This is a genomic window from Nocardia violaceofusca NBRC 14427 (genome assembly GCF_963869435.1).
GTDB classification, from domain to species: Bacteria; Actinomycetota; Actinomycetes; order Mycobacteriales; family Mycobacteriaceae; genus Nocardia; species Nocardia aobensis.
Genome location: NZ_CAWMPM010000023.1, coordinates 148,023 through 174,029 on the forward strand (window position 1 = coordinate 148,023; position 26,007 = coordinate 174,029).

At 67.5% G+C, this 26,007-nt stretch carries 28 protein-coding genes; 11 read left to right on the top strand and 17 right to left on the bottom strand.

Annotation, left to right across the window (positions count from 1 at the left end; all coding sequences use genetic code 11):
• The first annotated feature begins 2 nt into the window (after positions 1-2).
• Positions 3-1,127, top strand: coding sequence for an acyl-CoA dehydrogenase family protein (locus tag AC5592_RS19240; RefSeq protein WP_063065008.1), 1,125 nt, complete (start codon positions 3-5; stop codon positions 1,125-1,127).
• 176 nt (positions 1,128-1,303) lie between these two features.
• Here AC5592_RS19240 and thpD read toward each other — a convergent pair whose 3' ends face one another.
• The 6 genes from thpD to AC5592_RS19270 form a co-directional block, all read right to left on the bottom strand.
• Positions 1,304-2,185, bottom strand: a complete 882-nt coding sequence (thpD, locus tag AC5592_RS19245; RefSeq protein ID WP_063065009.1) for an ectoine hydroxylase — start codon at positions 2,183-2,185, stop codon at positions 1,304-1,306.
• A gap of 27 nt (positions 2,186-2,212) precedes the next feature.
• The gene (locus tag AC5592_RS19250; protein WP_030513045.1) at positions 2,213-2,605 is read right to left on the bottom strand and encodes an ectoine synthase; all 393 of its coding nucleotides are present in this window, start codon (positions 2,603-2,605) and stop codon (positions 2,213-2,215) included.
• Positions 2,606-2,607: 2 nt separating this feature from the next.
• A complete protein-coding gene (ectB, locus tag AC5592_RS19255) occupies positions 2,608-3,870 on the bottom strand; it encodes a diaminobutyrate--2-oxoglutarate transaminase (RefSeq protein ID WP_036503728.1) in 1,263 nt (420 codons plus the stop codon).
• A gap of 12 nt (positions 3,871-3,882) precedes the next feature.
• Positions 3,883-4,305, bottom strand: a complete 423-nt coding sequence (ectA, locus tag AC5592_RS19260) for a diaminobutyrate acetyltransferase (protein ID WP_231509009.1) — start codon at positions 4,303-4,305, stop codon at positions 3,883-3,885.
• A gap of 196 nt (positions 4,306-4,501) precedes the next feature.
• Positions 4,502-5,485, bottom strand: coding sequence for a HAMP domain-containing sensor histidine kinase (locus tag AC5592_RS19265; RefSeq protein ID WP_051024798.1), 984 nt, complete (start codon positions 5,483-5,485; stop codon positions 4,502-4,504).
• Between the two features lie 40 nt (positions 5,486-5,525).
• Entirely contained in the window at positions 5,526-6,236 is a 711-nt protein-coding gene (locus AC5592_RS19270) for a response regulator transcription factor (protein WP_036503729.1), read from the bottom strand.
• 354 nt (positions 6,237-6,590) lie between these two features.
• Here AC5592_RS19270 and AC5592_RS19275 point away from each other — a divergent pair, with 354 nt between their 5' ends.
• Complete coding sequence (locus AC5592_RS19275; RefSeq protein WP_051024799.1) at positions 6,591-7,823, top strand: L,D-transpeptidase; 1,233 nt, start codon at positions 6,591-6,593, stop codon at positions 7,821-7,823.
• A gap of 34 nt (positions 7,824-7,857) precedes the next feature.
• Here AC5592_RS19275 and AC5592_RS19280 read toward each other — a convergent pair whose 3' ends face one another.
• Genes AC5592_RS19280 through kdpF form a run of 4 tightly spaced genes read right to left on the bottom strand, consistent with a single transcriptional unit; the run spans position 7,858 to position 12,695 of the window.
• Positions 7,858-8,766, bottom strand: coding sequence for a potassium-transporting ATPase subunit C (locus tag AC5592_RS19280; protein WP_036503786.1), 909 nt, complete (start codon positions 8,764-8,766; stop codon positions 7,858-7,860).
• Between the two features lie 16 nt (positions 8,767-8,782).
• Positions 8,783-10,936 (bottom strand): potassium-transporting ATPase subunit KdpB, encoded by a 2,154-nt coding sequence (kdpB, locus tag AC5592_RS19285; RefSeq protein ID WP_063065012.1) that lies wholly within the window; start codon positions 10,934-10,936, stop codon positions 8,783-8,785.
• A gap of 1 nt (position 10,937) precedes the next feature.
• Positions 10,938-12,608 carry a potassium-transporting ATPase subunit KdpA gene (gene kdpA, locus AC5592_RS19290; protein ID WP_063065013.1) on the bottom strand — a complete coding sequence of 557 codons (1,671 nt, stop codon included), beginning with the start codon at positions 12,606-12,608 and terminating at the stop codon, positions 10,938-10,940.
• Positions 12,609-12,695 carry a K(+)-transporting ATPase subunit F gene (kdpF, locus tag AC5592_RS19295; protein WP_223273250.1) on the bottom strand — a complete coding sequence of 29 codons (87 nt, stop codon included), beginning with the start codon at positions 12,693-12,695 and terminating at the stop codon, positions 12,609-12,611. It lies immediately after the preceding gene.
• A 368-nt stretch (positions 12,696-13,063) separates the two neighbouring features.
• Here kdpF and AC5592_RS19300 point away from each other — a divergent pair, with 368 nt between their 5' ends.
• The 8 genes from AC5592_RS19300 to AC5592_RS19335 all read left to right on the top strand — a co-directional run bounded on the left by AC5592_RS19300 (position 13,064) and on the right by AC5592_RS19335 (position 20,082).
• Complete coding sequence (locus AC5592_RS19300; protein WP_157122018.1) at positions 13,064-13,210, top strand: hypothetical protein; 147 nt, start codon at positions 13,064-13,066, stop codon at positions 13,208-13,210.
• The gene (locus tag AC5592_RS19305; RefSeq protein WP_063065014.1) at positions 13,207-15,729 is read left to right on the top strand and encodes a DUF4118 domain-containing protein; all 2,523 of its coding nucleotides are present in this window, start codon (positions 13,207-13,209) and stop codon (positions 15,727-15,729) included. The genes AC5592_RS19300 and AC5592_RS19305 overlap by 4 nt, the downstream gene beginning before the upstream one ends.
• A gap of 67 nt (positions 15,730-15,796) precedes the next feature.
• Positions 15,797-16,504, top strand: coding sequence for a response regulator (locus AC5592_RS19310; RefSeq protein WP_036503736.1), 708 nt, complete (start codon positions 15,797-15,799; stop codon positions 16,502-16,504).
• Between the two features lie 117 nt (positions 16,505-16,621).
• Entirely contained in the window at positions 16,622-17,137 is a 516-nt protein-coding gene (locus AC5592_RS19315; protein ID WP_084506886.1) for an OsmC family protein, read from the top strand.
• Positions 17,134-17,415 (top strand): acylphosphatase, encoded by a 282-nt coding sequence (locus AC5592_RS19320; protein WP_036503737.1) that lies wholly within the window; start codon positions 17,134-17,136, stop codon positions 17,413-17,415. Before AC5592_RS19315 ends, AC5592_RS19320 begins: the two co-directional genes overlap by 4 nt.
• Positions 17,416-17,439: 24 nt before the next feature.
• Positions 17,440-18,426 (top strand): hypothetical protein, encoded by a 987-nt coding sequence (locus AC5592_RS19325; RefSeq protein ID WP_232329437.1) that lies wholly within the window; start codon positions 17,440-17,442, stop codon positions 18,424-18,426.
• Positions 18,427-19,593, top strand: a complete 1,167-nt coding sequence (locus tag AC5592_RS19330) for a glutathionylspermidine synthase family protein (RefSeq protein WP_036503738.1) — start codon at positions 18,427-18,429, stop codon at positions 19,591-19,593. It abuts the gene before it with no gap.
• Positions 19,594-19,629: 36 nt separating this feature from the next.
• Positions 19,630-20,082 carry a DUF350 domain-containing protein gene (locus AC5592_RS19335; RefSeq protein ID WP_036503742.1) on the top strand — a complete coding sequence of 151 codons (453 nt, stop codon included), beginning with the start codon at positions 19,630-19,632 and terminating at the stop codon, positions 20,080-20,082.
• 24 nt (positions 20,083-20,106) lie between these two features.
• Here the strand turns inward: AC5592_RS19335 and AC5592_RS19340 are convergent, their stop codons facing one another.
• The 7 genes from AC5592_RS19340 to AC5592_RS19370 all read right to left on the bottom strand — a co-directional run bounded on the left by AC5592_RS19340 (position 20,107) and on the right by AC5592_RS19370 (position 25,100).
• Entirely contained in the window at positions 20,107-21,132 is a 1,026-nt protein-coding gene (locus tag AC5592_RS19340; RefSeq protein WP_269750198.1) for a PHP domain-containing protein, read from the bottom strand.
• Positions 21,132-21,713 carry a dihydrofolate reductase family protein gene (locus AC5592_RS19345; RefSeq protein WP_036503792.1) on the bottom strand — a complete coding sequence of 194 codons (582 nt, stop codon included), beginning with the start codon at positions 21,711-21,713 and terminating at the stop codon, positions 21,132-21,134. The genes AC5592_RS19340 and AC5592_RS19345 overlap by 1 nt, the downstream gene beginning before the upstream one ends.
• Positions 21,714-21,776: 63 nt before the next feature.
• Positions 21,777-22,634: a bifunctional DNA-formamidopyrimidine glycosylase/DNA-(apurinic or apyrimidinic site) lyase gene (mutM, locus tag AC5592_RS19350; RefSeq protein WP_063065015.1), complete on the bottom strand. Its 858-nt coding sequence runs from the start codon at positions 22,632-22,634 to the stop codon at positions 21,777-21,779.
• Entirely contained in the window at positions 22,634-23,389 is a 756-nt protein-coding gene (rnc, locus tag AC5592_RS19355; RefSeq protein ID WP_036503747.1) for a ribonuclease III, read from the bottom strand. The genes mutM and rnc overlap by 1 nt, the downstream gene beginning before the upstream one ends.
• 23 nt (positions 23,390-23,412) lie before the next feature.
• Positions 23,413-23,595 carry a 50S ribosomal protein L32 gene (gene rpmF, locus AC5592_RS19360; RefSeq protein ID WP_030513024.1) on the bottom strand — a complete coding sequence of 61 codons (183 nt, stop codon included), beginning with the start codon at positions 23,593-23,595 and terminating at the stop codon, positions 23,413-23,415.
• A gap of 2 nt (positions 23,596-23,597) precedes the next feature.
• The gene (locus tag AC5592_RS19365; RefSeq protein ID WP_063065016.1) at positions 23,598-24,257 is read right to left on the bottom strand and encodes a YceD family protein; all 660 of its coding nucleotides are present in this window, start codon (positions 24,255-24,257) and stop codon (positions 23,598-23,600) included.
• 96 nt (positions 24,258-24,353) lie between these two features.
• Positions 24,354-25,100 (bottom strand): DivIVA domain-containing protein, encoded by a 747-nt coding sequence (locus AC5592_RS19370; protein WP_036503753.1) that lies wholly within the window; start codon positions 25,098-25,100, stop codon positions 24,354-24,356.
• A gap of 257 nt (positions 25,101-25,357) precedes the next feature.
• Between AC5592_RS19370 and AC5592_RS19375 the strand changes: the two genes are divergently transcribed.
• Positions 25,358-25,867, top strand: a complete 510-nt coding sequence (locus AC5592_RS19375; protein WP_306304681.1) for a GtrA family protein — start codon at positions 25,358-25,360, stop codon at positions 25,865-25,867.
• Positions 25,868-26,007: the final 140 nt, after the last annotated feature.

Consider the following 26,007-nt stretch of genomic DNA (forward strand, 5'->3'; position numbering starts at 1 on the left):
AGATGGACTTCGAATTCACTGCCGAACAGCAACTGCTCCGTGACACGGTCACCGAATTTCTCGCCGCCCGTTACGATCTGGAGAAAAGCCGGGCCGCGGCGCGGGTCGGCGCCGGCCATCAGCCGGAGATCTGGCGCGGCTTCGCCGAGGAGGTCGGCATTCTGGGGGCGAGCCTGCCCGAGAGTGTCGGCGGATTCGACGGCGGCCCCATCGAGACCATGATCATCGCCGAGGCGCTCGGCGGCGCCCTGGTCGTCGAACCCTATGTCGACACCGCCGTCCTGGGCGGCGGACTGCTGCGCCGCGCCGGCGGTGCGCGGGCCGAGGAACTGTTGCGCGGCATCGTCGACGGCTCGGTGATCACGGCCTTCGCCGCCCTGGAAGCCGACTCCGGGTACGACCCCGCACGCGTGGCTACGACCGCCCGCCGCGACGGCGACGACTGGGTCCTCGACGGCGCCAAGGGGGTGGTGACCACCGCACCGCTGGCCACCCATCTGCTGGTGACCGCACGCACCGCCGACGCGGCCGGTCTGTCACTGTTCGTGGTGGCGGCCGACGCGGCCGGTCTCACGCAGCACCCCTATCGCACGATCGACGAACGCCGCGCGGCCGATCTGGTCCTCGACGGCGTCCGGGTCCCCGCCGACGCGCTGCTCGGTGCCGAGGGTGCGGCCGACGAGTCGGTCGAGCGGGCCATCGACGAGGCGATCGCCGCCATCTGCGCCGAGGCCGTGGGCGGAATGCGGCGGGTACTGGCCGACACCGTCGAATACAGCAAGCAGCGCCGCCAGTTCGGCGTGCCGATCGCCAGTTTCCAGGTGCTGCAGCACCGCATGGTCGATATGCACCTGGAGCTCGAACAAGCCGTGGCCGCCACCTATCTGGTGACGCTGAAACTCGACGCCGAACCGAAGGTCCGCGCCCGGGCCGCCGCGGCGGCCAAGGCCACCGTCGCCCGCGCCGCCGGGTTCATCGGCCAGCACGCGGTGCAACTGCACGGCGCGATGGGCATGACCGAGGAACTCGCGATCGGGCATTTCTTCAAGCGGCTCACCGCGATTCGCACCGAATGGGGTTCCGCGGATCAGCACATCGCCCGCTACGCCGCGCTCACGCGGGCCTGAGCGGCGCGCACCGATCGCCGGGGCGCGGTCCCATACCGCCGACGCCCCGGACATGTTTTCGGCCGGAATCCGAATGGATTCCGGCCGAAAACGCGCCGGGGATGCCGGGCTCGCCCCGCCACCGTCGGGAGCGAACCCGCGCGATCATCGGTCCCGACGTGATCGGGTCACCCCACTCAGCGCAGGGGGGTGAAATCGCGCGAGGCGATATAGGTCGGCCGCTGATGCAGAGCCGAATACGGTTCTTCGAGAGTGTTCTCCACGCTGTTGAACACCAGGAAGACGTTCGAGCGCGCGAACGGCGTGATGTTGTTCGACGAGCCGTGCATGATGTTGGAATCGAACAGCAGCGCCGAACCGCGTGCGCCGGTGAACTGCGCGATGCCGTACTTGTCGGCCAGCTGGGCCAGATCCTCCTGCGCGGGCACACCGATCTGCTGCTCTCGCAACGATTCCCGGTAGTGCTCGTCGGGAGTCTCGCCCTGGCACGGCATGAACTGCCGGTGCGAGCCCGGCAGCAGCAACAGGCTGCCGTTGAACGGATAGTTGTCGGTCAGCGCGATCGACAGGCTCACCGCACGCGGTGAGGGCATCCCGTCCTCGGCGTGCCAGGTCTCGAAATCCGAATGCCAGTAGAACCCGGCGCCCTCGAAACCGGGCATGTAGTTCACCCGGCTCTGATGGATGTAGACCTCGGAACCGAGAATCTGGCGGGCCATCCCGACGATCCGCTCGTCGCGCACCAGCTCCGCCACCACGGCGCTGATCTTGTGCACCTCGAAGATCGAACGAACGCTGTTCGACTTCTTCTCGATGATCACCCGCTCGTCGGCACGCAACACCGGATCGGCGGCCAGCCGATCGATGTCGGTGGCGATATCGGCCACCTCCATCGGGGTCAGCAACTCGTCGATGATCGCGTACCCATCGGCATCGAAATTCTGCAGCTCCGGCGAGGTGACCGTGCCCCACACCGTGGGGTCGGTGCGCTCCACCGGCGGTACCGCTACGGCAGTTCTGGTCCGATAGCGGTCGATTCGACTCTCCGCCAATGTCATCGCGGCGTCGCCCTCCTAACTACATCACTACTCGCCTACGGCCACCAGCGGATAGACGCCGTTCTCGTCGTGAACTTCCTTGCCCGTGACCGGAGGGTTGAACACACACAGCATCCGCATCAGGGTGCGGGTCTCGACCCGATGCCGCTCGTGCCCGTTGAGCAGGTACATCGTTCCCGGCGCCAGGTCGTAGGTGACGTCGTTGGTCAGATCTGTGAGCGTGCCCTCGCCCTCCACCAGCCACACCGCTTCGACGTGGTTCTGATAGTGGAACTCGTGCACGGTGTTCGGCTGGATCGTCGTCTCGTGGAAGGAGAAACCCACCCCGTCGCCGCCGAGGATGATCCGCTTGCTGCGCCAGTCCTCGGCCGCGACGTCGCGGTCGGTTCCGGTGATCTCGGCAGTGGTACGCACGATCATGGTCAGTTGCCTCCTCGGGCCATGTCGACTGCCCGGTCCAGGATGGCCAGGCCGTGGTCGAGTTCGTCGTCGGTAATGGTCAGCGGCGGCAGCAGCTTGACCACCTGGTCTTCGGCGCCGGAGGTCTCCACCAGCAGGCCCTCCTCGAAGGCGATGCTGCTGACCTTGCCCGCCTCCGAGGCGTCGTCGAACACCAGTCCCTGCACCAGCCCGCGTCCGCGGGTCGAGACACCCTCGAAGTTCTCCGCGAGGGCCTCGAACGACTTTCGGATCTTCTCGCCCTTGGCGGCGGTGGACACCTCCAGCCGGTCATCGGTCCAGTAGTGCTCGAGCGCCACGCGGGCGGTCACGAACGCCGGGTTGTTGCCGCGGAAGGTGCCGTTGTGCTCACCGGGCGCCCACTGGTCCAGCTCGCGCTTCATCAGCACCAGCGCCAGCGGCATGCCGTAACCGCCGATCGACTTCGACAGGGTGACGATGTCGGGGGTGATGCCGGCGATCTCGAAGGAGAAGAACGGGCCGGTCCGGCCGCAGCCCATCTGCACGTCGTCGACGATGAGCAGAATTCCGCGCGCGGCGCACAGCTCCGACAGGTGCCGCAGCCACTGTGCCCGAGCGACGTTCACGCCGCCCTCGCCCTGCACGGTTTCCACGATCACCGCCGCGGGCTTGTCCACACCGGAGGAATTGTCATCGAGGACCCGCTCCATCCACGCCAGATCGTCGGTGCCGTCCAGATACCCGTCGTAGGGCATCGGATTCACGTGGTTCAACGGTACTCCGGCGCCCGCGCGCTTGGTCGCGTTTCCGGTCACCGACAGCGCGCCGAGGGTCATGCCGTGAAATGCGTTGGTGAAATTCAGGATCGACGTGCGGCCGGTCACCTTGCGGGCCAGTTTCAGCGCCGATTCCACCGCGTTCGCACCGGTGGGACCGGGGAACTGCACCTTGTAATCGAGGCCGCGCGGATCCAGCAGAACGTTGTTGATCGTCTCCAGCAATTCACGCTTCGCGACGGTCGACATATCGAGTCCGTGGGTAATTCCGTCACGGGCGATGTAATCGATCAATGCTTCTTTGAGAACGGGGTTGTTGTGCCCGTAGTTGAGCGCTCCCGCGCCCGCGAAGAAATCGAGGTAATCACGTCCGCTACCGTCGCGCAGCCAGGCGCCGGAGGCGGTGTCGAACAGCGTGGGCCACGAGCGGCAATATCCACGGACATTCGATTCGAGCGATTCGAAAACGGTCATCTCAGCGGTGGTCATCGATGATCCTTCCTATCGTTTTGCGTCACCCTGCAGTGGCGCGATCCGGTACAGGTCCTCCGATTCGTGCCCGTCCGGAAAATCTTCTGGCTCGAACAACGTTTCTCGCGTCATTTCCGCGTCACGGCGCCGGGCCAGTGACGCGAACATTGCCAGCGAGGCTTCGTTGTCCGGCGAAACGGTTGTCTCCAACTTCGAAACACCTTGGTCGGCAACGTCTTCGACGAGCCGATCCAGCATTGCAACGCCCACTCCGCGGCCGCGGAAGGCGTGATCGACGGCTACCTGCCAGATGAACAGTGTGTCCGGCGATTCCGGGCGCAGATATCCGGTGACGAATCCTGCTATCTCCGAGTCGATTTCGGCCACGACGGTGGTCGAGGCGAAGTCACGGCTCCAGAGCAGATACGCGTAACTCGAATTGGCGTCGAGCACTTGGGAATCCACTGCGATTCGCCACATCCGCGCTCCGTCTTCCACCCGCGGCCGACGAATCAGCGTCTGGGAGGAAACGTGCCGACGGCCGTTCGGCTCGTCGGTTGCCGGAGAACTGAACGACATACTCCGCGTTCGGGTCTGCATCACCTCTTCAGAATTGCCCGCGAACGTTGAGGTCTATCGTGCGACTACTTTACGGTTGTGTTACAGAAGTATGATCGGTGAATTTCGTCACGGTGGGCAACCACACCATGAATCGGGCACCTCCGCCGGGACGGTCGTCACATTTCACGCGGCCCCCGTGGGCGGCAACGGTTTCGGCCACCAATGCCAATCCGATGCCGGTGCCCGACCGTTTCCCGCGGCGCACTGTCACGAATCTTTCGAAGATGCGTTGCCGATCCTGTGGCGCCACTCCCGGACCGGCGTCGTCAACCGTGATCACCATTTCGTCCCCGGCGCGTGCGACCCCCACCGCGACCACTCCGCCGCCGTGCCGCTGCGCATTCTCGAGCAAATTCACCAGCGCTCGCTCGAGTTCGAGCTTTCGGCCGGTAACGATTCCGTCGTCGGCGACGGTCAGCAGTTCCGGTGAATAACGCATTTCCGCGAGGGTGTGGGTGAGCAGTTCGCGCACCGACAACGGTTCGGCGTCGGCGCCGTGCATCCGCGCCTCGGCCCGGGCCAGTGCCAGCAGATCGTCGAGCAACCTGCGCAGATGGTCGAGTTCGGCGCGGACCAGTTCCAGCGCCCGCCGCGACCGTTCCGGAAGTTGATCCTCATAGCGCGACATCACGCCGACGCTGGTGGTGAGGGTGGTCAGCGGGGTGCGCAGTTCGTGACTCACGTCACCCACCAGCCGGCGTTCGCGATCGATGCGGTTCTGCAGGGAGTCGACCATGGTGTTGAACGCGTCCACGGTCGGGGCCAGATCGGGATCGTCGGTATCGGGCAGCCGGGTGCCGAGCTCACCGGAGGCGATCTTGGCCGCAGTGCCCGTGACCTGGCGCAACGGTTCCAGCAAACGGTGCGACAACCAGATTCCGAAGATCGCGCCGATCACGGTGCCGCCGAGTGCGCAGGCCAGCGCGGTGCGCCATCCGCCGCCGTCGAGCTTGGCGATCAGCACCGCCAGCAGTGCCGAGACCAGCCCGGTGACGGTGAAAGCGACGATCACGCGACCGCGCAGAATCTGGCGGCGGGGCAGGCGCGGAAATCTAGCGCTGCACATCGAGGCGGTAGCCGAGCCCGCGCACGGTTACCACGATCGCCGGCTCCGACGGGTCGCGCTCGATCTTGGTCCGCAGCCGCCGGACGTGCACGTCCACGATCCGCTCGTCACCGAAGAACCCACGGTCCCAAACCCTTTCGAGCAGGACACTGCGCGACAGCACCCGGCCGGGGGTCTCGGCCAGTTCGCACAGCAACCGGAATTCGGTGAGGGTCAGGTGCAGTTCCTCGTCACCGCGGTGGACGGTACCGCCGTCGGCCGAAAGCACCAGCGGCGCTTCGGGATAGGCGTCGAGCACGATCTCCTGCGGGGCCGGCGGCTCCACGGTCTGCTGGGCGCGGCGGCGCAGGGCCCGCATCCGGGCGGTGATCTCCTTGATCTCGAACGGCTTGGTGACGAAGTCGTCGGCGCCGGCCTCCAGCGCGGCTACCACGTCGTGGGTGTCGTCCCGCGCGCTGACCACGATGATCGGCACGTCGTGATCGCGACGAATCTCACGTATACAGGTGAATCCGTCCATCTCCCCCAGCATCAGATCCACGATCATCACATCCGGTGCGCCGTTGTCACGCAGATGTTCGAGCGCATCCTCGGCCTCCTCGGCCTCGGCGACGTCGTAGCCCTCGTCCTCCATGGCCAGTCGCAGCGCACTGCGAACCCGGTCGTCGTCCTCTACGATCATCAAATTTGCACTCATCGCTACACCTCGTCCAGCTGCGCGTCATCGGAGCGTGGTTCCCCGACCCGTCCGTTCGTCAGCAGTGCGAGCGGCCGCGCAGCCTGTGGTCTCGCACCGTTCTCTCATAACCACACATCCCTCACAGACATCGGTGGCGGACCACACGACGCCGGGCGCCGGCCGATCGGTCCCTGAGCGCCCACTGGGCACACAACAGTAACCGGAGTACCCGGGACCACGATGCGTAAACACGGGGCAACACCACCGAGGTGCAAGCACCTGAAAAAGCCCCGTAAACTACGTACCGAGACAGTAAGGCGATTGGTGCGCTGCGAGGGCTTGCTCAGGCGCACGTCGAACGCAGGAGACACCATGTCCACTCGCCGCTGCCGATTCAGTGTTGCGCTGGGAGCTATCGCCCTGGTGACGACGCTGATGGCCGCGTGCTCGTCATCCCCGGAGCCGGCGTCGAATCCGACGCGCGGCACCCCGGGGCCCGCCGCGCCGGCCATTGCGATGGTCCCGGCGCCGGGTAGTGCCGACGTCGATCCGCTCGGCACGATCGAGGTGAGCGCAACCGACGGCATCCTCACGGATGTGACGTTGACCAACGAAGAAGGCAAACAGGTCGACGGCACGCTCAATCCGGAGCGAACCGCGTGGAAGCCGAAGGTTCCGCTCGGTTACGGCCACAACTACAAGATGAGCGCGAACGGCATCACCGTCACCGGACCCAGCGGTCCGATGACCTCGTCGTTCACCACGCTCACTCCCAGCAACCAGGTCAAGGCGTATCTGACCACCACCGGTGGGCAGCCGCTGGCCGACGGCGGAACCTACGGCGTGGGCACCGTGATCGTCGCCCACTTCGACGAGGCGGTCGGCGACCGCGCGGCGGCCGAGAAGCGTCTCTCGGTGACGACGGAACCGCAGGTCCAGGGCTCGTGGTACTGGCTCGACGACAAGAACGCGCACTGGCGGCCGCAGCAGTACTGGCAGCCCGGCACCAAGGTCACCGTCGCGGCAAACATCTTCGGCGCGCAGCTGGGCCCCGGCCTGTTCGGCCAGGAGGATTCGAAGACCAGCTTCACCATCGGCGACTCGCATGTCTCCATCGCCGACGACAACACCCACGAAGTGCAGGTGTTCGAGAACGGCAAACTGATCCGCACCATGCCCACCTCGATGGGCCGCGGCGGCAGCGAGCAGGTCGGCGGTAAGACGATCTACTTCAACACCCCCGCGGGCATCTACACCGTGATGGGCAAGGGCAATCCGGTGATCATGGACTCCTCGAGTTACGGGCTGCCGGTGAACTCGCGCCTGGGTTACAAGGAGGCGATCGGCTGGGCCACCCAGATCAGTGGCGACGGGATCTACCTGCACCAGCTCGACTCCACGGTGTGGGCGCAGGGTAATACCGACACCTCACACGGCTGCCTGAACCTGAACCTCGACAACGCGCGCTGGTTCTACAACTTCGCGATCCCCGGCGATGTGGTCGAAGTCCGCAACACCAGCGGTCCGCCGCTGCCCTCGTGGAACAACGGCGACTGGATCGTGCCGTGGGATCAGTGGGTGGCCGGCAGCGCGCTGCACTCCTGATCGCCACCCGCACCGATCACCACAGCTGCCGAGTTCAGTGCCGCGTCGGATAGCGCTGGTCCAGCTCGAGATTCACACCGAGGACGTCGACCCTGGGCTCCCCCAGGAAGCCCAGGTCGCGCCCGGCGGTGTGTGCTGCCACCACGGCGGCGACCTGCTCGGCCGTGATGCCCCGCGCGGCCGCCACCCGCGCGCTCTGGATCTGCGCGTAGCGCGGTGAGATGTGCGGATCCAGTCCGGAGCCCGATGCGGTGACCGCGTCGGAGGGCACCGGGGTGTCGGCCGGCGCGTCACCGCGGACGGGGACGATCAGTCCGGCCGAATAGTCCGTCCCGGGCTGGGCGCAGTCCACCCGGACCCCGCGGTAGGCGTCCTGGAACGGCACCGCCGGGCACGCCTCGTTCACGCTGACGACCTTCGTGGGCGCGGTGACCTGCCCGTGGCCGTCGCGGGGACCGAAGACCGCGAGCACCGCACCGACCCCGCCGGGCGTGCAGAACGGTCGCGCGCCGGAGACGCCCTCGCGCTCGCCGATCTGTTTGCTGCGCGTGCAGACCGTGGTCAGCAAACCGGTCGTCGATTGCGACTGGTCGGCCGCCAGGGTGTCGACGACGTCCTCGGGGCCTTTGTTGCCGAAACCGGTGTTGGTCGGGTCGTAGCCGTCGGGGCGGCTGCCGTCGGCGGGCGCGGAATTCGACGGCCGGGTCTGGAAGTACCGCGGTAGTGCCGCGCCCTTACCGTCGGTGAACGCCTGACCGATCAGGCTGCTGCCCACCAGCTTTCCGTCCCGGTGGACCAGCGAGCCTTCGGCCCGGTCGTGCAGTCCCGGCAGCTGGGCGAGCGCGAAGACCGCCAGCGGGTAGACGATTCCGGTGATCACCGTCAGCACGAGCAGTGCTCGCACCGCGGCCAGATGCTGACGGAACCAGGTGGTGTATCGCATCGAGAACGAAGGCATATCAGGACATCCCAGGAAGGAATCGGACGACAAGGTCGATGAGTTTGATGCCGATGAACGGAGCGACGATGCCGCCCGCCCCGTAGATGGCGAGGTTGCGGCTCAACAGTTTCGACGCACTCGACGGGCGGTAGCCGACGCCGCGCAACGCCAGCGGGATCAGCGCCACGATGACGATCGCGTTGAAGATCACCGCGGACAGGATCGCCGACTGCGGACTGTGCAACCGCATCACGTTGAGTACATCCAGGCCCGGGAACAACGCCACGAACAGCGCCGGAATGATCGCGAAGTACTTGGCGACGTCGTTGGCGATGGAGAAGGTCGTCAGCGCGCCCCGGGTGATCAGCAACTGTTTGCCGATCTCGACGATCTCGATCAGTTTGGTCGGATCCGAGTCCAGATCGACCATATTGCCGGCCTCCTTGGCCGCCGACGTCCCGGTGTTCATCGCGACGCCGACGTCGGCCTGCGCCAACGCCGGCGCGTCGTTGGTGCCGTCGCCGGTCATGGCGACCAGGCGCCCGCCGGCCTGTTCGCCCTTGATCAGCGCCAGCTTGTCCTCGGGGGTGGCCTCGGCCAGGAAGTCGTCGACCCCGGCCTCGTCCGCGATCGCCTTGGCCGTGAGCGGATTGTCGCCGGTGATCATGACCGTGCGAATTCCCATGCGGCGCATCTCGTCGAAGCGTTCCCGCATGCCCTGTTTCACCACATCCTTCAGATGGACCACACCCAGCAGCCGGGCCTGCCCGTCGAGCAGTTCGCCGACCACCAGCGGTGTGCCACCGGAGGCCGAGATACCGTCCACGGTCCGCCCGACCTCCTCCGGCACCGAACCACCGTGGGCCCGTACCCATTCGGTGACCGCACTCGCCGCGCCCTTGCGCAACCCATGCCCGTCGCGCAGGTCCACGCCCGACATCCGGGTCTGGGCACTGAATTCCACCCAGGTCGCGCCCGCCAGTTCACCCGGCGTGCGCTCGCGTTTGCCGTACGCGGATTTCGCGAACACCACGATCGAACGGCCCTCGGGAGTTTCGTCGGCGAGGCTGGAAAGCTGTGCGGCGTCGGCCATCTCGTCCTCGGTGACACCCGGCATGGCGACGAAGCCGGCGGCCTGCCGGTTGCCGAGAGTGATGGTGCCGGTCTTGTCGAGCAGCAGCGTGTTCACATCGCCGGCGGCCTCGACCGCGCGACCCGACATCGCCAGCACATTGCGCTGGACGAGCCGATCCATTCCCGCGATGCCGATCGCCGACAACAGTGCGCCGATCGTGGTCGGGATGAGACAGACCAGCAGCGACACCATGACGATGCCGGTGACCCCGTGCGCGTTCAGCGCCGCGCTGTCGCCGACTCCCGGATTGTTCGCCTTGGCGAAGATCGCGGGCGGCTGCAACGTCACGACCGCGAACACGAAGATGATCGTCAACGCCGCCAGCAGGATGTTCAGCGCGATCTCGTTGGGTGTCTTCTGCCGGCTGGCGCCCTCCACCAGGGCGATCATCTTGTCGATGAAACTGCCGCCCGGCTCCTGGGTGATCTCGACGACGATGCGGTCCGAGAGCACGGTGGTGCCGCCGGTGACCGCGGACCGGTCGCCGCCGGATTCGCGGATCACCGGCGCCGATTCACCGGTGATCGCCGATTCGTCGACCGAGGCGATGCCCTCCACGACGTCACCGTCGCCCGGAACCACCTGCCCGGCCTCGACCACCACGTAGTCGCCGCGCCGCAGTTCGGGTGCGGCAACGGTGTCCTCGAGCGGCGCCGCGGCGCCCGGGTGCCAGTTCACCAATCGCCGGGCGACGGTGTCGGTCTTGGCTTTTCGCAGCGTATCGGCCTGCGCCTTGCCGCGCCCCTCGGCGACGGCCTCGGCCAGGTTGGCGAAGATCACCGTCAGCCACAGCCAGATCACGATCGCCCAGGCGAAGACCGTGGGATGGGCGACCGCGAGGATGGTGGACCAGAGTGCGCCGAGCTCCACGATCAGCATCACCGGATTGCGCCACAGTGTGCGCGGATCCAGTTTGCGCAGGGCGTCGGGCAGCGACCGGGCCAGTATCGCCGGATCGAACATGCCACGGCTGCCTCGGCGCGGCGACGGTCCGGCAGCGCGCGGGACGGCCACGGAATTGGTTGTCGGAGCGGTCATTTCAGTGAATTCCTTCGGCGAGCGGCCCGAGCGCCAGCATGGGCAGGAAGGTGAGGGCGACCAGGATCAGCGTCACGCCGGCGACCATGCCGACGAACTGCGGCCGGTGCGTCGGCAGGGTGCCGATCGATTCCGGCGTATGCCCCTGGCGCGCCAGCGATCCGGCCAGCGCGAGCACGAGAACGATCGGAACGAACCGGCCGAACACCATCGCCAGACCGAGGGCGGTATTCCACCACACGGTGTTGCCGCCGAGCCCGGCGAAGGCCGAGCCGTTGTTGTTGGCGGCCGAGGTGAAGGCGTACAACACCTCCGACAGGCCGTGCGGCCCCGCATTCGCCATGGCCGCGCGCTCGCCCGGCAACGCCATCGCCAGCGCGGTGCCCACCAGCACGATCAGCGGACTGACCAGGAAATACGATGCGGCGAACTTGATTTCGCGCGGGGTGATCTTCTTGCCGAGATATTCGGGCGTGCGCCCGACCATCAGCCCGGCGACGAAGACGGTGATCACGGCCAGGATCAGCATGCCGTACAGGCCCGATCCGACACCGCCGGGCGCGACCTCGCCCAGCTGCATGTTCACCATCGTCACCATGCCGCCGAGGCTGGTGTAGGAATCGTGGGCGGAGTCGACGGCGCCGGTGGAGGTCAGCGTGCTCGACGCCGCGAACGTCGCGGAATCCGCTACGCCGAATCGTGTTTCGACACCCTCGAGCGCCGCGCCGGCCGCCGTCGGCACGGTGCCGTGGTGGCGCAGCTGCAGGAGGTTGGTCAGCGTCACGCTGATCAGCGCGAGCACTGCCATCACCGACGCGATCGCATACCCCTGCTTCGTGCTGCCCACCATGCGGCCGAAGGTTCGCGGCAGCGAGAAGGCGATCAGCAGGATCAGGAAGATCTCGACCCAGTTGGTCCAGGCCGTCGGATTCTCGAACGGGTGCGCGGAGTTCACGTTGAAGAAGCCGCCGCCGTTGGTGCCCAGCAGTTTGATGCTTTCCTGCGAGGCGACCGGGCCGCCCGGAATCGTCTGTGGCGCACCGGTGATCGTCTGGGCGACCTGATCGTAAAGGTGGAAGTTCTGGATCGCGCCGCCGGCGATCAGCACGATCGCGAACACGAACGCGATCGGCAACAGGATCCGCAGCGTGCCGCGCACCAAATCGACCCAGAAGTTGCCGAGGTCACCGGTGTGACGGCGGGCGAAACCGCGCACCAGCGCGACCGCGACCGCCGTCCCGACCGCGGCCGAGACGAAGTTCTGCACGGCCAGGCCCGCCATCTGGACCAGATGTCCCTGGGTCGACTCCCCGGCGTAGTTCTGCCAATTGGTATTGGTGACGAAGCTGATCGCGGTATTCCACGCCAGCGCCGCGGTCATCTCGGTCCCGGGCTCGTGCAGATGCAGCGGCAGCCGGCCCTGGATCAGCTGCAGGAAGAACAGCGCCAGCACGCTCATCGCGGAGAAGGCCAGCACGCTGCGGGCGTAGACGCCCCAGGTCTGCTCCACGCCGGGCTGGACCCCGATGGCGCGGTAGACGATGCGTTCGGCCCGCGAGTGTTTCGTGCCCGAGTACACCCGGTACATGTAGTCGCCGAGCGGGATGTGGACCGCCGCGAGCGCGATGATCAGGGTCGCGACGAACACGACCCCGGCAGTGGTTGTGCTCACCTAGAACCTTTCCGGGAACAGCAGCGCCGCGACCATGTAGACGGCGACGCCGAGGGCCAGGATCAGACCGACGATGTTCGCGATCACAGCCGTTCCACCCCCCGTTGGAGCAGGCCGAGCAGGGCGAAGATCGCCACGGTCACGACGGTGAACACCGCGACGGACATAGTGCAGTCCTCTCTGTTGACGGCATCCGGAAGCGAATGCGCCGCAGTGAGTCAAGCTCGCGAAACGACCGATTTCGACGGCGTTGACGGCTTCTTAGCGGTCGCGGCGACGGCATTGACGGGGTGCTTACAGGCCGCCGCGGCCCCGCTGCCGCGCCGTCAAGGTCGGCGGCGACCCCGTCAAGGAGTCGTAAAGATCGGCGATCGGGCCCGCGCGGCGGTGCACAGTGTGTTGTCCGGTCCAGTCGACCGGCACAGCGGCAATCACCCGGTCGTGAGGAGAAGACAGTGCCGGATTTCGCGGTCGCGGCGATGGTGATCCTCGCCTTCGTCAGCTGCGCGCTGGGCCTGCGCGTGGCCGCCGGGCGCACCACTCGGGTCGTCCGGGTTTCGCGCCGTCCACGTCGTCCGAATCGCGCGATGATGGACCTGTGAAGCGCGGACAACTACGCATCTATCTCGGGGCCGCGCCCGGCGTGGGTAAGACCTACGCGATGCTCGGCGAGGCGCACCGGCGAATAGGCCGTGACCGCGACGTGGTGGCCGCGGTGGTGGAGACCCACGGCCGCAGCAAGACCGCGGAACTACTCGAGGGCATCGAGCGGATACCGCCGGCGATGCGCACCTACCGCGGCACGACCCTGCCCGAACTGGATGTCGAGGCGGTGCTGCGGCGGGCGCCGGCCGTCGCGCTGGTGGACGAACTCGCGCATACGAACGTGCCGGGATCGAAGAACGAGAAGCGCTGGCAGGACGTCCACGAACTGCTCGACGCCGGTATCGACGTCATCTCCACGGTCAACGTTCAGCACCTGGACAGCCTCAACGACGTCGTCGAGCAGATCACCGGCGTGGTGCAGCGCGAAACCGTGCCGGATTGGGTGGTGCGCGGCGCCGATCAGGTCGAACTGGTCGACATCACGCCGGAGGCGTTGCGGCGCAGGCTTTCCCACGGCAACGTCTACACCGCCGACAAGGTGGACGCGGCGCTGCGCAACTACTTCCGGCCGGGCAATCTCACCGCGTTACGCGAACTGGCCCTGTTGTGGCTGGCCGATCAGGTCGACGCCGCGCTGGCCAGATACCGGGCCGACCACAAGATCACCGCGACCTGGGAGGCGCGCGAACGCGTGGTCGTCGCGGTGACCGGCGGCCCGGAATCGGAGACGATCGTGCGGCGCGCGAGCCGCATCGCCACCAAATCCAGTGCCGAACTGCTCGTCGTGCACGTCGTGCGCGGGGACGGACTGGCCGGAGTGTCGGCACAACGGCTGCATCGGCTGCGTGAGCTGGCCGCCGGGCTCGGTTCCAGCCTGCACACGGTGACCGGCGAGAACGTCCCCAATGCCCTGCTGGATTTCGCCCGCCAGGTCAACGCCACTCAGCTGGTGGTGGGCACCTCCCGCCGCTCGCGCTGGGCGCGCATCCTCGACCAGGGCATCGGCGCGACCGTGGTGCAGCGCTCGGGCAGTATCGACGTCCACATGGTCACCCACGAGGAGGCGCAACGGGGGCTGCGCTGGTCGGCCCTGCTACGGCGGCAGCGGTCGACGGTGTCATGGCTGGCCGCCCTGGTGGTGCCCACCCTGATCACCCTGGTCTGCTATCTGTGGCTGGATTCGCGCCTGGATCTGGCCGGTGAGAGCGCGATGTATTTCATCGGCGTGATCGCGGTCGCGCTGCTCGGCGGTGTCGCACCGGCCGCGTTGTCGGCGGTGCTGGGCGGGCTGCTGCTGAACTGGTTCTTCACCACCCCGCGGCACAGTCTCACCATCGCCGAACCCAACAATTTCCTCACCATCGTCGTGATGGCGGGAGTCGCGGTGGCGGTGGCGGCGCTGGTCGACATCTCCGCCAATCGCACCCGCGAGGCACGCACCGCCTCCCGTGAGGCCGAGTTGCTGACCCTGTTCGCCGGGGCGATCCTGCACGGCGCCGACCTGCCCGATCTGCTCGAGCGGGCCCGCGAGATCTACCGGCAGCGGGCGGTGAGTTTCGTCGGTGACGAGGAGGTGATCGCCTGCGTCGGTCACGATCCGGCGTGCACACCCGCCGCCGCCGATACCGCGATCGGCGCCGGCGACGAGGAACATTGGCTGCTGCTCAGCGGGCGCGCGCTGACCCCCGGTGACCGCCGGGTGCTCGCGGCGGTGGCCGGGCAGGCGGCCGGGCTCGTGCGCCAGCGCGAACTCGCCGATCAGGCCCAGGCCGCCGCGGGTGTGATGGCGACGGACCGGCTGCGGCGCGCGCTGCTGTCGGCGGTCAGCCACGACCTGCGCACGCCGCTGGCCGCGGCGAAGGCGGCGGTGTCGAGTCTGCGCAGTGAGGACGTGCAGTTCTCCCCCGCCGATACCGCCGAATTGCTGGAAACCATCGAGGAATCCACCGATCAGCTCACCGCGCTCGTCGGCAATCTGCTCGACTCCTCGCGGCTGGCGGCCGGCGCGGTGGAGCCCAACCTCAAACAGGTGTACCTGGAGGAGGTGGTCAACCGCGCGGTCGTCGGTGTCGGGATGGGGACCCGCGGTGTCCGCCAGGCGGCGATGGACCGGGTCAAGGTCGAGGTCGGCGAGGTCTCGGTCTGCGCCGACAGCGGCCTGCTGGAACGGGTGCTGGCCAATCTGGTCGACAACGCGCTGCGCTACTCGGCCCCGACCGGTATGGCGGCCCCCGACACACCGGTGCGGGTTGGCGCCGAACGCGACGGCGACCGGGTATCCATCACAGTGGTCGACTACGGTCCGGGCGTTCCGACCGGACTCGAGGACCAGATGTTCGAACCGTTCCAACGATTGGGCGACCGCGACAATTCGACCGGCGTGGGCCTGGGCCTGTCGGTGGTCCGCGGATTCGTCGAGGCGATGGGCGGCACCGTCCACGCCGAGCCGACGCCGGGAGGTGGTCTGACCATGGTGATCGAGCTGCCGGCCGGCACAACACAGGAGGCGTCGTGAGCGACACTGCGCAGCCCGCTCGCGACGCCGACCGGGTGCGGGTGTCCCGCACAACACAGGAGGCGTCGTGACATCGGCCGAACGACCGCCGGCCGCCGTCCGGGTGCTGGTCGTCGACGACGAACCGCAGATCCTGCGCGCACTGCGGATCAACCTGTCGGTACGCGGCTACGAGGTGATCACCGCGGCCACGGGCGCGGCGGCCCTGCGCGCGGCCGCGGAGAAGCATCCCGACGTGGTCGTGCTGGATCTGGGCCTGCCCGATATCGACGGTGTCGAGGTGCTGGCCGGCATTCGCGGCTGGAGTTCGATGCCGGTCATCGTGCTCTCGGCCCGCACCGATTCCTCGGACAAGGTGCAGGCCCTCGACACCGGAGCCGACGACTACGTCACCAAACCGTTCGGCATGGACGAGCTGCTGGCCCGGCTGCGGGCGGCGGTGCGGCGGTCCGCCTCGGCGGCCGAGGAGTCCGCGCCGATTGTCGAAACCTCCTCCTTCACCGTCGATCTCGCGGCGAAGAAGGTCGTCCGCGGCGGCCGCGACGTGCACCTCACCCCGACCGAATGGGGTGTGCTGGAGATGCTGGTGCGCAACCAGGGCAAGCTGGTGGGGCGGCGCGAACTGCTGCGCGAGGTGTGGGGGCCGACGTACGCGACCGAAACCCACTATCTGCGGGTATATCTGGCGCAGCTGCGGCGCAAGCTCGAAGACGATCCGTCGCAGCCGAAACATCTGCTGACCGAGGCCGGCATGGGATACCGCTTCCAGGCCTGACCAGTCCCCGCCCGAGCTGGACAAAACCGGTGATATCGGACACAACCACCCACTCACGCCGTGGTGAAATCCGGTGTGCGATGCGCCTGCGCCGGGCCCGATGGCAGGATCGACGGTATGTCCGAACAGACCGCCAACTCCGCCGCACCCACCGCCGCCGCCTCGCAGCCCGCGACCGTCGCGGCGGCACCGCAGACCAAGGCACCGAAGCCGGTGACCGAATTGTGGGTGGAGCGGACCGGCACCCGCCGCTACACCGGGCGCAGTTCGCGCGGGGCCGAGGTGCTCATCGGCTCCGACGGCGTCGAGGGCGTCTTCACCCCCGGTGAGCTGCTGAAGATCGCGCTGGCCGCCTGCACCGGGATGAGTTCGGACTTCCCGCTGTCCAACCGGCTCGGCGAGAATTACGACACCACCATCCGCGTCTCCGGCGACGCCGACCGCGAGAACGAGGTGTATCCGGAGCTGAAAGAGGTCGTCGAGCTGGACCTGTCCGAACTCGACGAGGCCGGTCGCCAGCGCTTGCTGGTCACCGTGCAGCGCGCCATCGACAAGGTGTGCACCGTAGGACGGACGCTGAAGGCGGGCACCACGGTGAACCTGACGTTCCAGATCGACAAGATCGAGTCGTGAGCTCCGACCCCGTCCGGCTCAGCGCCTGGGTGCACGGCTACGTGCAGGGCGTCGGGTTCCGCTGGTGGACGCGCGCGCGGGCGTTGGAGCTCGGTGTGGTGGGCCACGCCCGCAACACCCGGGACGGGCGGGTGCACGTGGTGGCCGAGGGTCCGCGACCGGCGTGCGAGCGTTTGCTGGCATTGTTGCGTTCGGGTGACACTCCTGGTCGAGTCGATCTGGTTGTGGAAAACTGGGGCGCCGCCCTCGGCGGAATCACCGGGTTCGAGGAACGGTAGCGGCGGGGATACAGGAGTCGATCGTTGGCAACACATGAGCCGGGCGGGCCCGGGGATCGGGATTCGCACGTCCCCCGCGACACCCCACCCGCGGGGGACGACAGCACCGACGGCGGCCCGGAGTCCGGAAAGCCGAAGGGAATAGGCGCCTCGGATCCGACGGTGCGTTTCGGCGCACAGCCCGGCGAGGGCGAGACCGGCGGATCCCGAGCGGAACCGACGCGACGGCTGGGCGAACCGGACCCCACACTCCCGAATCCTCAGACCGCGCCGACGCTTCCGGGCACACCCATCCTGCCCGGCTTCCCCGACCCCACCGCGCCGATCCCCGGCCTCGCCACCCCCGGCGTGCCGAACCCGCTGTCGGACAACGCCTTCGGCGCCGACGCCGGGGGCTCGACCGGATCCGAAGGTGAGAATCCCGGCGGCGCAGGCGAATCCGGCAAACCCCGACGCATGCGCGGCAGCATGCAACGGCAGGAGGCCGGCGTCACCCAGCCCCGGCCGCCGACGGTGGCCGAGGCGCGAGCGCGCGACAAGGCCCGCAAACGCGCCGAAGAGGCCGAACGGGCCGCGGCCGAGGCCGCGGAAACCAAGCGGCGCAACCGCAAACGGCTGCTCATCGGCGGCGTGGCGGTCGCCGGCATCGCCGCGGTGGTCGGCACCGGCTATCTCGCCTACCAGGCCGCACACCGGCCGGCGAATGTGACCGCCTACTGCATCACCGACGACAACGGGCAGCAGCAGGTCGTCCCCGACGACGACTGCGTGCGCGCCCAGTCCTACGCCAGTACCGGCGGCTATTACGGCGGTGGCGGGCTCGGGCCCGGCATCTTCCTCTACAACGGCCACCAGTACCGCTACTACTACGGCGGCAACAACGCCGTCGGGCGCGCGCCCGTCGGCGGCAGCACGGTCGCGCCGAAGAAGGCCACCGTCAGCACCAAGAGCGGGACCGTCGTACGAGGCGGTCTCGGCAGTAAATCCGGTTCCACCAGTGGAGGCTCCTAGATGCGTCGGATGCGCAACCGGCAACGTACCGGCTGGCAGAAGATCATCGCCGATCAAGGGCTGGTATTCGGCTCGCCCGGCCGCGACGCGAACGGACAGTCGCGCCCGTACTGGGACGAATCGGTGCACTACGAATTCGATCTCGACGAAATCCTCGCGCTCGAGGCCCAGGTCGAGGTGCTGCATTCGATGTGCCTGCACGCGGTCGAGCAGATCGTGCTCACCGAGCGCTTCGCCGATTTCGGCCTGCCCGAATGGAGTTGGGAGCCGATCAAGAAGTCGTGGCAGCGCAGCGACCCGTACGTCTACGGACGTTTCGATCTGCGCTACGACGGCCGCGGACCCGCGAAACTGCTGGAGTACAACGCCGATACGCCGACCTCACTGCTGGAAGCGGCCATCGTGCAGTGGCACTGGCTCACCGACGTCTACCCCGACGACGACCAGTGGAATTCGCTGCACGAACGCCTCGTCGAGCGCTGGGGCGAGCTGCTCGACCAGCTGCCCACCAACCAGCTGCACTTCACCTGGTCCTCGGCCGACGCTTCCGGCGAGGACAACGTGACCACCGCGTATATGCAGGAGACCGCCGCCGAGGCCGGATTCGACACCATCGCGCTGCCGATCGAGGAGATCGGCTTCGACACCGAGCTGGAGCGTTTCGTCGATCTGGCCGAGGCGCCGATCGGTTCGATCTTCAAGCTGTATCCGTGGGAATGGGCCCTCGACGACGATTTCGGCAAGCGCGTGGTGAACTCCGTCCCGGAGACCGCCTGGGTCGAACCGCTGTGGAAGACACTGCTTTCCAACAAGGCGCTGCTGGCGGTGCTGTGGGAGATGTATCCCGGGCATCCGAATCTGCTGCCGGCCTACCTCGACGATCCGCACGAACTCACCGAATACATCCGCAAACCGAAGCTGGGTCGTGAGGGCGCCAATATGACCATCGTCGGCGCCGGGATGGAAACCTCGACCGGCGGTGTGTACGGCGAGGAGGGGTTCGTCTACCAACTCCTCGATCCGCTGCCGGAGTTCGACGGCCTGCGCCCGGTGCTCGGCGCCTGGATCGTCGGCGACACCTCGGCCGGTCTCGGCATCCGCGAATCACCCGGCCTGATCACCGACGACGGCGCCACCTTCGTTCCGCATCGTATTCCGACCAAGTAGCATTCAGCGACTCGATCAACATCACCGGAGGAACCTGTGTCGTCCACCCTCGCGCTCGAATCAGGGTATTGGAGCTCCGTCGGCCACGGCGTCGGCGCGATCGCGCTCTACGCGGTGCTGGGTCTGGCCCTGATGCTGATCGGCTTCCAGGCCATCGACAGCTCCACGCCCGGACCGCTGCGCAAGATGGTCGCCGCCGGTAATCCGAACGCGGTCGTCATCGCCTCCGCGGGCATGGTGAGTATGGCGTTGATCGTGGTGCTGGCGATCTACTCCTCCGGCGGCCGGCTCATCGAGGGCCTCATCGCCACCGGGATCTACGGGCTGGTGGGCATCATCGCGCAGGTGGTCTCCATCCGGCTGCTGGAATGGCTGGTCGGCCTGCACATCGGCGATCTGCTGAAATCGGCCACGTACCAGATTCAGTCGCTGCTGGTGGCCGCCGCGCACCTGGCGATCGGCATGGTCGTCGCGTTCGCGATCCTCTGAACGGGCGCGGTCGGCCGCGCGGTGTCACCGCGCGGTGAACGCCAGGAGTTCGCTCAGCGGAAGGCTGTTGATGATCCGGTCGGCCGGGACCTGGTTCGCCGCGGCACGTTCGCAACCGTAGCCCTGCCAATCCAGCTGGCCCGGCGCGTGCGCGTCGGTATCGATGCTGAAGTGGCAGCCCATCTCCACGGCCAGGCGCAGCAACCGGCTCGGCGGATCGAGACGTTCCGGGCGGCTGTTGATTTCCACCGCCGTCCCGTAGCGGCGGCAGGCCTCGAAGACGAGTTCGGCGTCGAACGACGATTCCGGCCGGATGCCGCGATTGCCGGCGACCAATCGTCCGGTGCAGTGGCCGAGCACATCGACATTCGGATTCGCCACCGCGTACACCATGCGTTTCGTCATCGTCGCCGAGTCGGCCCGCAGGTTCGAATGTACGCTGGCCACAACGACATCCAGGCGAGCGAGCAGATCGGCCTCCTGGTCGAGGGTGCCGTCGTCGAGGATGTCGACCTCGATACCGGTGAGGATCCGAAACGGCGCCAGCCGCTCGTTGAGTTCGGCGACCACGTCCAACTGGCGGCGCAGCCGCTCCGCGGACAGGCCGTTGGCGACTTTCAACCGCGGCGAATGATCGGTCAGCGCACAATATTCGTGGCCCAGCGCCTGCGCGGTGCGCATCATCTCCTCGATCGGGCTGCCGCCGTCGGACCAGTCGGAGTGGGTGTGCAGATCGCCCCGCAGCAGCGCGCGAACCTCGGCGCCCGCGGGTGCGATCGGCTGTGCGCCGGAACGCAATTCGGCCAGCCGCTGCGGTACGGCACCGGACACGGCCTGCTCGATCACCGCGGCGGTCTTGGGTCCGATACCCGAAAGCTCCTGCCAGGCACCGGATTCGCGGTACCGATCGAAATCGGCGTCCGACAGCTCGGACACGACATCGGCCGCGCGCCGGTAGGCCTTGACCCGATGGGTCTGGGCGCGATCGCGTTCCATCCAGAACGCGATCTCGCGCAGCGCGGCCCCCGGGTCCGGAACGTGATCGGCCACTAGCGGATCCGGCTGTACTTGACGAATGCCACCCCGTCCTCGAACACGCGGCCCGTGAGGACCCGGAACAGTGCCGGCTCCGGCAGCCGCGGTCCCGCGCCGAACAGCGGCCGGCCGTGCCCCAGCACGATCGGATACAACTTCAGGAAGATCTGGTCGATTTCCGGCAGCAGCGCCTGGGCCAATTCGCCGCCGCCGCACAACCAGATGCCCGACCCCTGCTCCTGCTTGAGTCCGCGCACGCGTCCCAGCGGGTCGGAGGAGATCAGCTCGACGTCTCGGGCCGGATCGCCGGGCAGGGTGGTCGACACGACGAACTGCCGCAGATGTGAATACGGGCTCGACGTGCCGGTCCGCACGCCGAAATCGTGGGTTTTGCGGCCCATCAGCACGGTGTCGAAGCTTTCCCCCGGACTGTCGATCCCGAGCGATTCCCGGATCTTGGTCGGCAGCGTCTCCGGATACTGGGCGGTGATGGCCGGGCCGTGGTCACCGCCGACCGGGAAGAAATCGACCGATCCGTCCGAGGTGGCGATATACCCGTCGATGGTCGAGGCCACGAAGTAGGTGAGCTTGCGCATCCGTTCTCCCTTCATGCGAAGTGGCGTCATCGGACACACCGCAAATTTAGCGCGTGCTCGCCACTATCGCCGGGGCTTCGGCTGGCATCGCGGACAGGAGTAGGAGGAGCGGTTCATGAACTTCTCGCGGCGGATCGGGGCGCCGCAGCGACGGCACGGCTCGTCCTCACGACCGTAGGCGGCCAGCGACCGCTCGAAGTAACCGGAATTGCCGTTGACGTTGACATACAGCGCGTCGAAGGAGGTGCCGCCCGCGTCGAGGGCCGCGCCCATCACCGCCTGCACCTCGCTCAGCAGTCGCCGCAGCGCGGGCCGGGTGAGCGCCGCGGCGGGGCGTTCGCCGTGGACGCGGGCTCGCCACAACGCCTCGTCGGCGTAGATGTTGCCGATGCCCGAGACCACCGTCTGATCCAGCAGCACGCGTTTGATCTCGGAGGATTTGGTCCGCATGCGCGCGACCACGGCCTCGGTGTCGAAACGGGGGTCGAGCGGATCGCGCGCGATGTGGGCGACCGATTCCGGCAGCTCCTCACCGTCGAGCGTGACGAGCCGGTTCAGCGCCCAGCCACCGAAGGTGCGCTGATCGATGAAGCGCAACTGCGAGCCGTTGTCGAGTCCGGCGACGATATGCGCATGCTTCTCCAGCGGGGCCTGCGCGGACTGCACCAGCATCTGCCCGCTCATACCGAGGTGGACGACGAGTGCGGCATCGGGATCGTCGAAGGTCAGCCAGAGGAATTTGCCGCGGCGGCGGGCCGCTTCGATCCGCAGGCCCGCCATCCGGGCGGCGAGATCGTCGCCGCCGAGTTCGTGGCGGCGTACCGACCGCGGATGTTTGACCAGGACCGATTCCACGACGTGGCCGACGACGTGTTCCTCGAGTCCACGCCGCACCACCTCGACCTCGGGCAGCTCGGGCATCAGTCCCCGGCTTCGGTGGAACCGTCCGCGGTGAGCGCCTGCCAGGCGGCGCCGGCGGCCTTCTGCTCGGCTTCCTTCTTCGACCGGCCGACGCCCTGCCCGTAGGCCGTGCCGCCGATCACCGCGGTAGCGGTGAATTCCTTGTCGTGGTCGGGACCGGTCGAGGTGATCTCGTAGCTGGGCACGCCGATACCGCGTTCCGCGGTGAGCTCCTGCAGGCTGGTCTTCCAGTCCAGGCCGGCGCCCATCCGGGGACCGCGTTCGAGCAGTTCGGCGAACAGCCGCAGCACGACTCCGCGCGCGACCTCGATGCCGTGTTGCAGATGGACCGCGCCCAGCAGCGATTCCATCCCGTCGGCGAGGATGCTCGCCTTGTCCCGACCGCCGGTGAGCTCCTCGCCCTTGCCGAGCAGCAGATGACGGCCGAGGCCGCCCTCACCCAGGCCGCGCGCGACCTCGGCCAGGGCGTGCATATTCACCACACTGGCACGCAGTTTGGCGAGCTCACCCTCGGATTTCTCCGGATGCTCGAGGTACAGGCGCTCGGTGATGCTCAAACCGAGGACCGAATCGCCCAGGAACTCCAGGCGTTCGTTGGTCGGCAGACCACCGTTCTCGTAGGCGTACGAACGGTGGGTGAGCGCCAGCCGGAGCAGATCCGGACGCAGCTCCACGCCGAGCGCTTCCAGAAGGCTGGCGTGGTCAGCGGCATCGCCCGCTGCGGGTGCGGCCGCTTCGTCCTTACCGGCGGTCACTTCGCGGCTACCCGATCGGCAGATCAGATGGCCGAGGTGACCTGGCGGCCCTTGTAGGTGCCGCAGTTGGGGCACGCGATGTGCGGGAGGGTCTTCTGACCGCACGCCCGGTTCGGGCAGGTGATCAGGGTCGGCGCGGTGGCCTTCCACTGGCTGCGCCGCGAGTGGGTGTTGGCACGAGACATCCGGCGCTTCGGAACGGCCACGACTACTTCTCCTCTGTCGTCGAACTTGCCGAACCATTGCGGTCGGCAAGAGATCGGTCTACGTCTGATGGGGCGTCGGAGACGCCGGTGCCGGGGGTTTCGCTCGCGAATTTCGCAAGCCCCGCCCAGCGAGGGTCCAGTATCTCATGCGTGTGATCCGGACCCGCAATCGCCATCCGGACACCGCATTCCGGGCACAGCCCGGCGCAATCGGGTTCGCACAGCGGTTGCAGTGGCAATTCCAGGCCGACGGCGTCGGTGACCACCGGCTCGATGTCGATCATGTCGTCGACGAGCCGGTAGATCTCGTCTTCCTCGGTGGTCTGCTCGGTCGCGCTGTCCGGATAGGCGAACAGTTCGGTGATCTCGAGTTCCAGATCGTCGGTGAACGACTCCAGGCAGCGCGAGCACTCCCCCTCGATCGGCGCCGACACCGAACCGGTGACCAGCACGCCCTCCGAGACCGCCTGCAGGGTCAGATCGAGATCGATCTCGGCGCCCGCCGGAATCGCGATCAGATCCAAGCCGATCTTCTCGGAGGCGGTGACGACCCGATGCACCTGCCGGATCGAGCCCGGGGCACGCCCCAGACTACGGGTGTCCAGCACGAAATCCGCGTCGGTCTGACGACGACGCGAACCGGGACCGGACTGGGCGGACATCGGGCACTCACTCACGTTTCGAGGGGGTTTGGGCAACCACTCCACAGTACGCGAACTGCGCCGATCCCCCCAAATCCCGGAACGAGCGCGAGCGGATCAGCGGCGGAAGTCGGCGGCGTAGTCCGGAATGCCGGTCCCCGAACGCAATTGCTGACGACCGCGGCCGACCGTCCGCAGCGTCGAGTGCAGAGTCTCCTCGAAATCGGCGAGCTGGGAATCGACGTATTGGTCGCATTCCTCGCGCAACCGGTCCGCCTCGGTCTGCGCGGCGTCGATCAACCGCGCGGATTCGCCGTGCGCGGCCCGCACCACCTCGGTCTGCGACACCAGGCGTTCCTGTTCGGCCTGTCCCTCGGCCACCGACCGGTCGTAGGAGGCCTGGCCCGCCGCGATCATCCGCTCCGATTCGGTGCGGGCGCGGCCGGTGAGCGCCTCGTATTCGGCCTTGCCGTCGGTCACGATGCGATCGGCCTCGGCCTGCGCGGTCGCGACCAGATGATCGGCGTGCGCGCGGGCCTCGGCGACCATCCGGTCGGCGTGCGCCTTGGCGTCGGCCAGCAACCGGTCGGCCTCCTCGCGGGCGCCGGCGACGGTCTGTTCGGCCTGGTCGTTGGCGCCGGTCACCGTCGCCTCGGCGGAGTTGCGGGCGTCGGAGACGATCTTGTCGCGGTGGTCGAGCACGTCCTGGGCGTCGTCGAGTTCGCCGGGCAGCGCCTCACGCACATCGTCGAGCAGTTCCAGCACCTCACCGCGGGGCACGATGCAATTGCGGGTCGGCGGGATACCCCGCGCCTCTTCGACGATCGCGACCAGTTCGTCGAGTGCCTCGAATACGCGATACATCCTGCTGACCCCACTCTCGTGCCGAACTACTGCTCTCGGCCCCAGTGTGCCCGCATCCCGCGTGTCTGCCCAGATCACCATCGGTGTGTCGGGCGGTGTTTCCTATCCCACACAAATCAAGTGGAGGAAATCTCTCCGCTTGGTGCTATCTTTTCTACCGAGCGGTAGACCAGCCGGAACCCGTCGCCAACGGCGTCCGGCACTGTGCGATCGGAACGACCATGGTTGTCCTTTATCCGGCACCTCCGGGTATGTGGGTGAACCCACAGCCCGATCCGGGTGTATCCATCGTGCACAGCGAACTGCTGGCCGAGACGCCGGAGCCGCAGCAGTCCCCGCCTCGCATCCGCCGCCTCGCCTCGCGCTTCGCCAGCTATCTGCGCGGCGACCACTGGCTGCCGCAACTCGTCCGCTTCGCGCTGGTCGGCGGTTTCAGCAATATCGGGTACTTCCTGCTGTTCCTGGCCTGCTACAGCGGCGGGCCGCAGCTCGCCAACCTGACCGGATCCATCGTCAGCACGGCACTTGCCAACGAACTGCACCGCCGCCTGACCTTCCACGCCGCCGACCGGGTCGGCTGGCTCGCCGCCCAACTCGAGGGCGGTGGACTGGCGCTGGCCGGACTCGCCATCACCTCGGGGGCGCTGGCGGTCCTCGATATCGCGGCGCCCGGACTCGCCGACGTCACCGAGGCGATCGCCGTCATCGGCATCACCGCCGGAGTCGGCGCGCTGCGCTTCCTCACCCTGCGGCTCTGGGTGTTCTGATCGCCCGTCGTGCTCCTGCACGGGGTGCGGCTGCAACCTGGTCATTTGAGCAAGGAACCGAGCCTCTGTACCCCACGTCCTAACTCAGCAAACGTCGTTGCGAGTTCTCATCGTGGGAGGTTCGGCAATGCATCACCGTT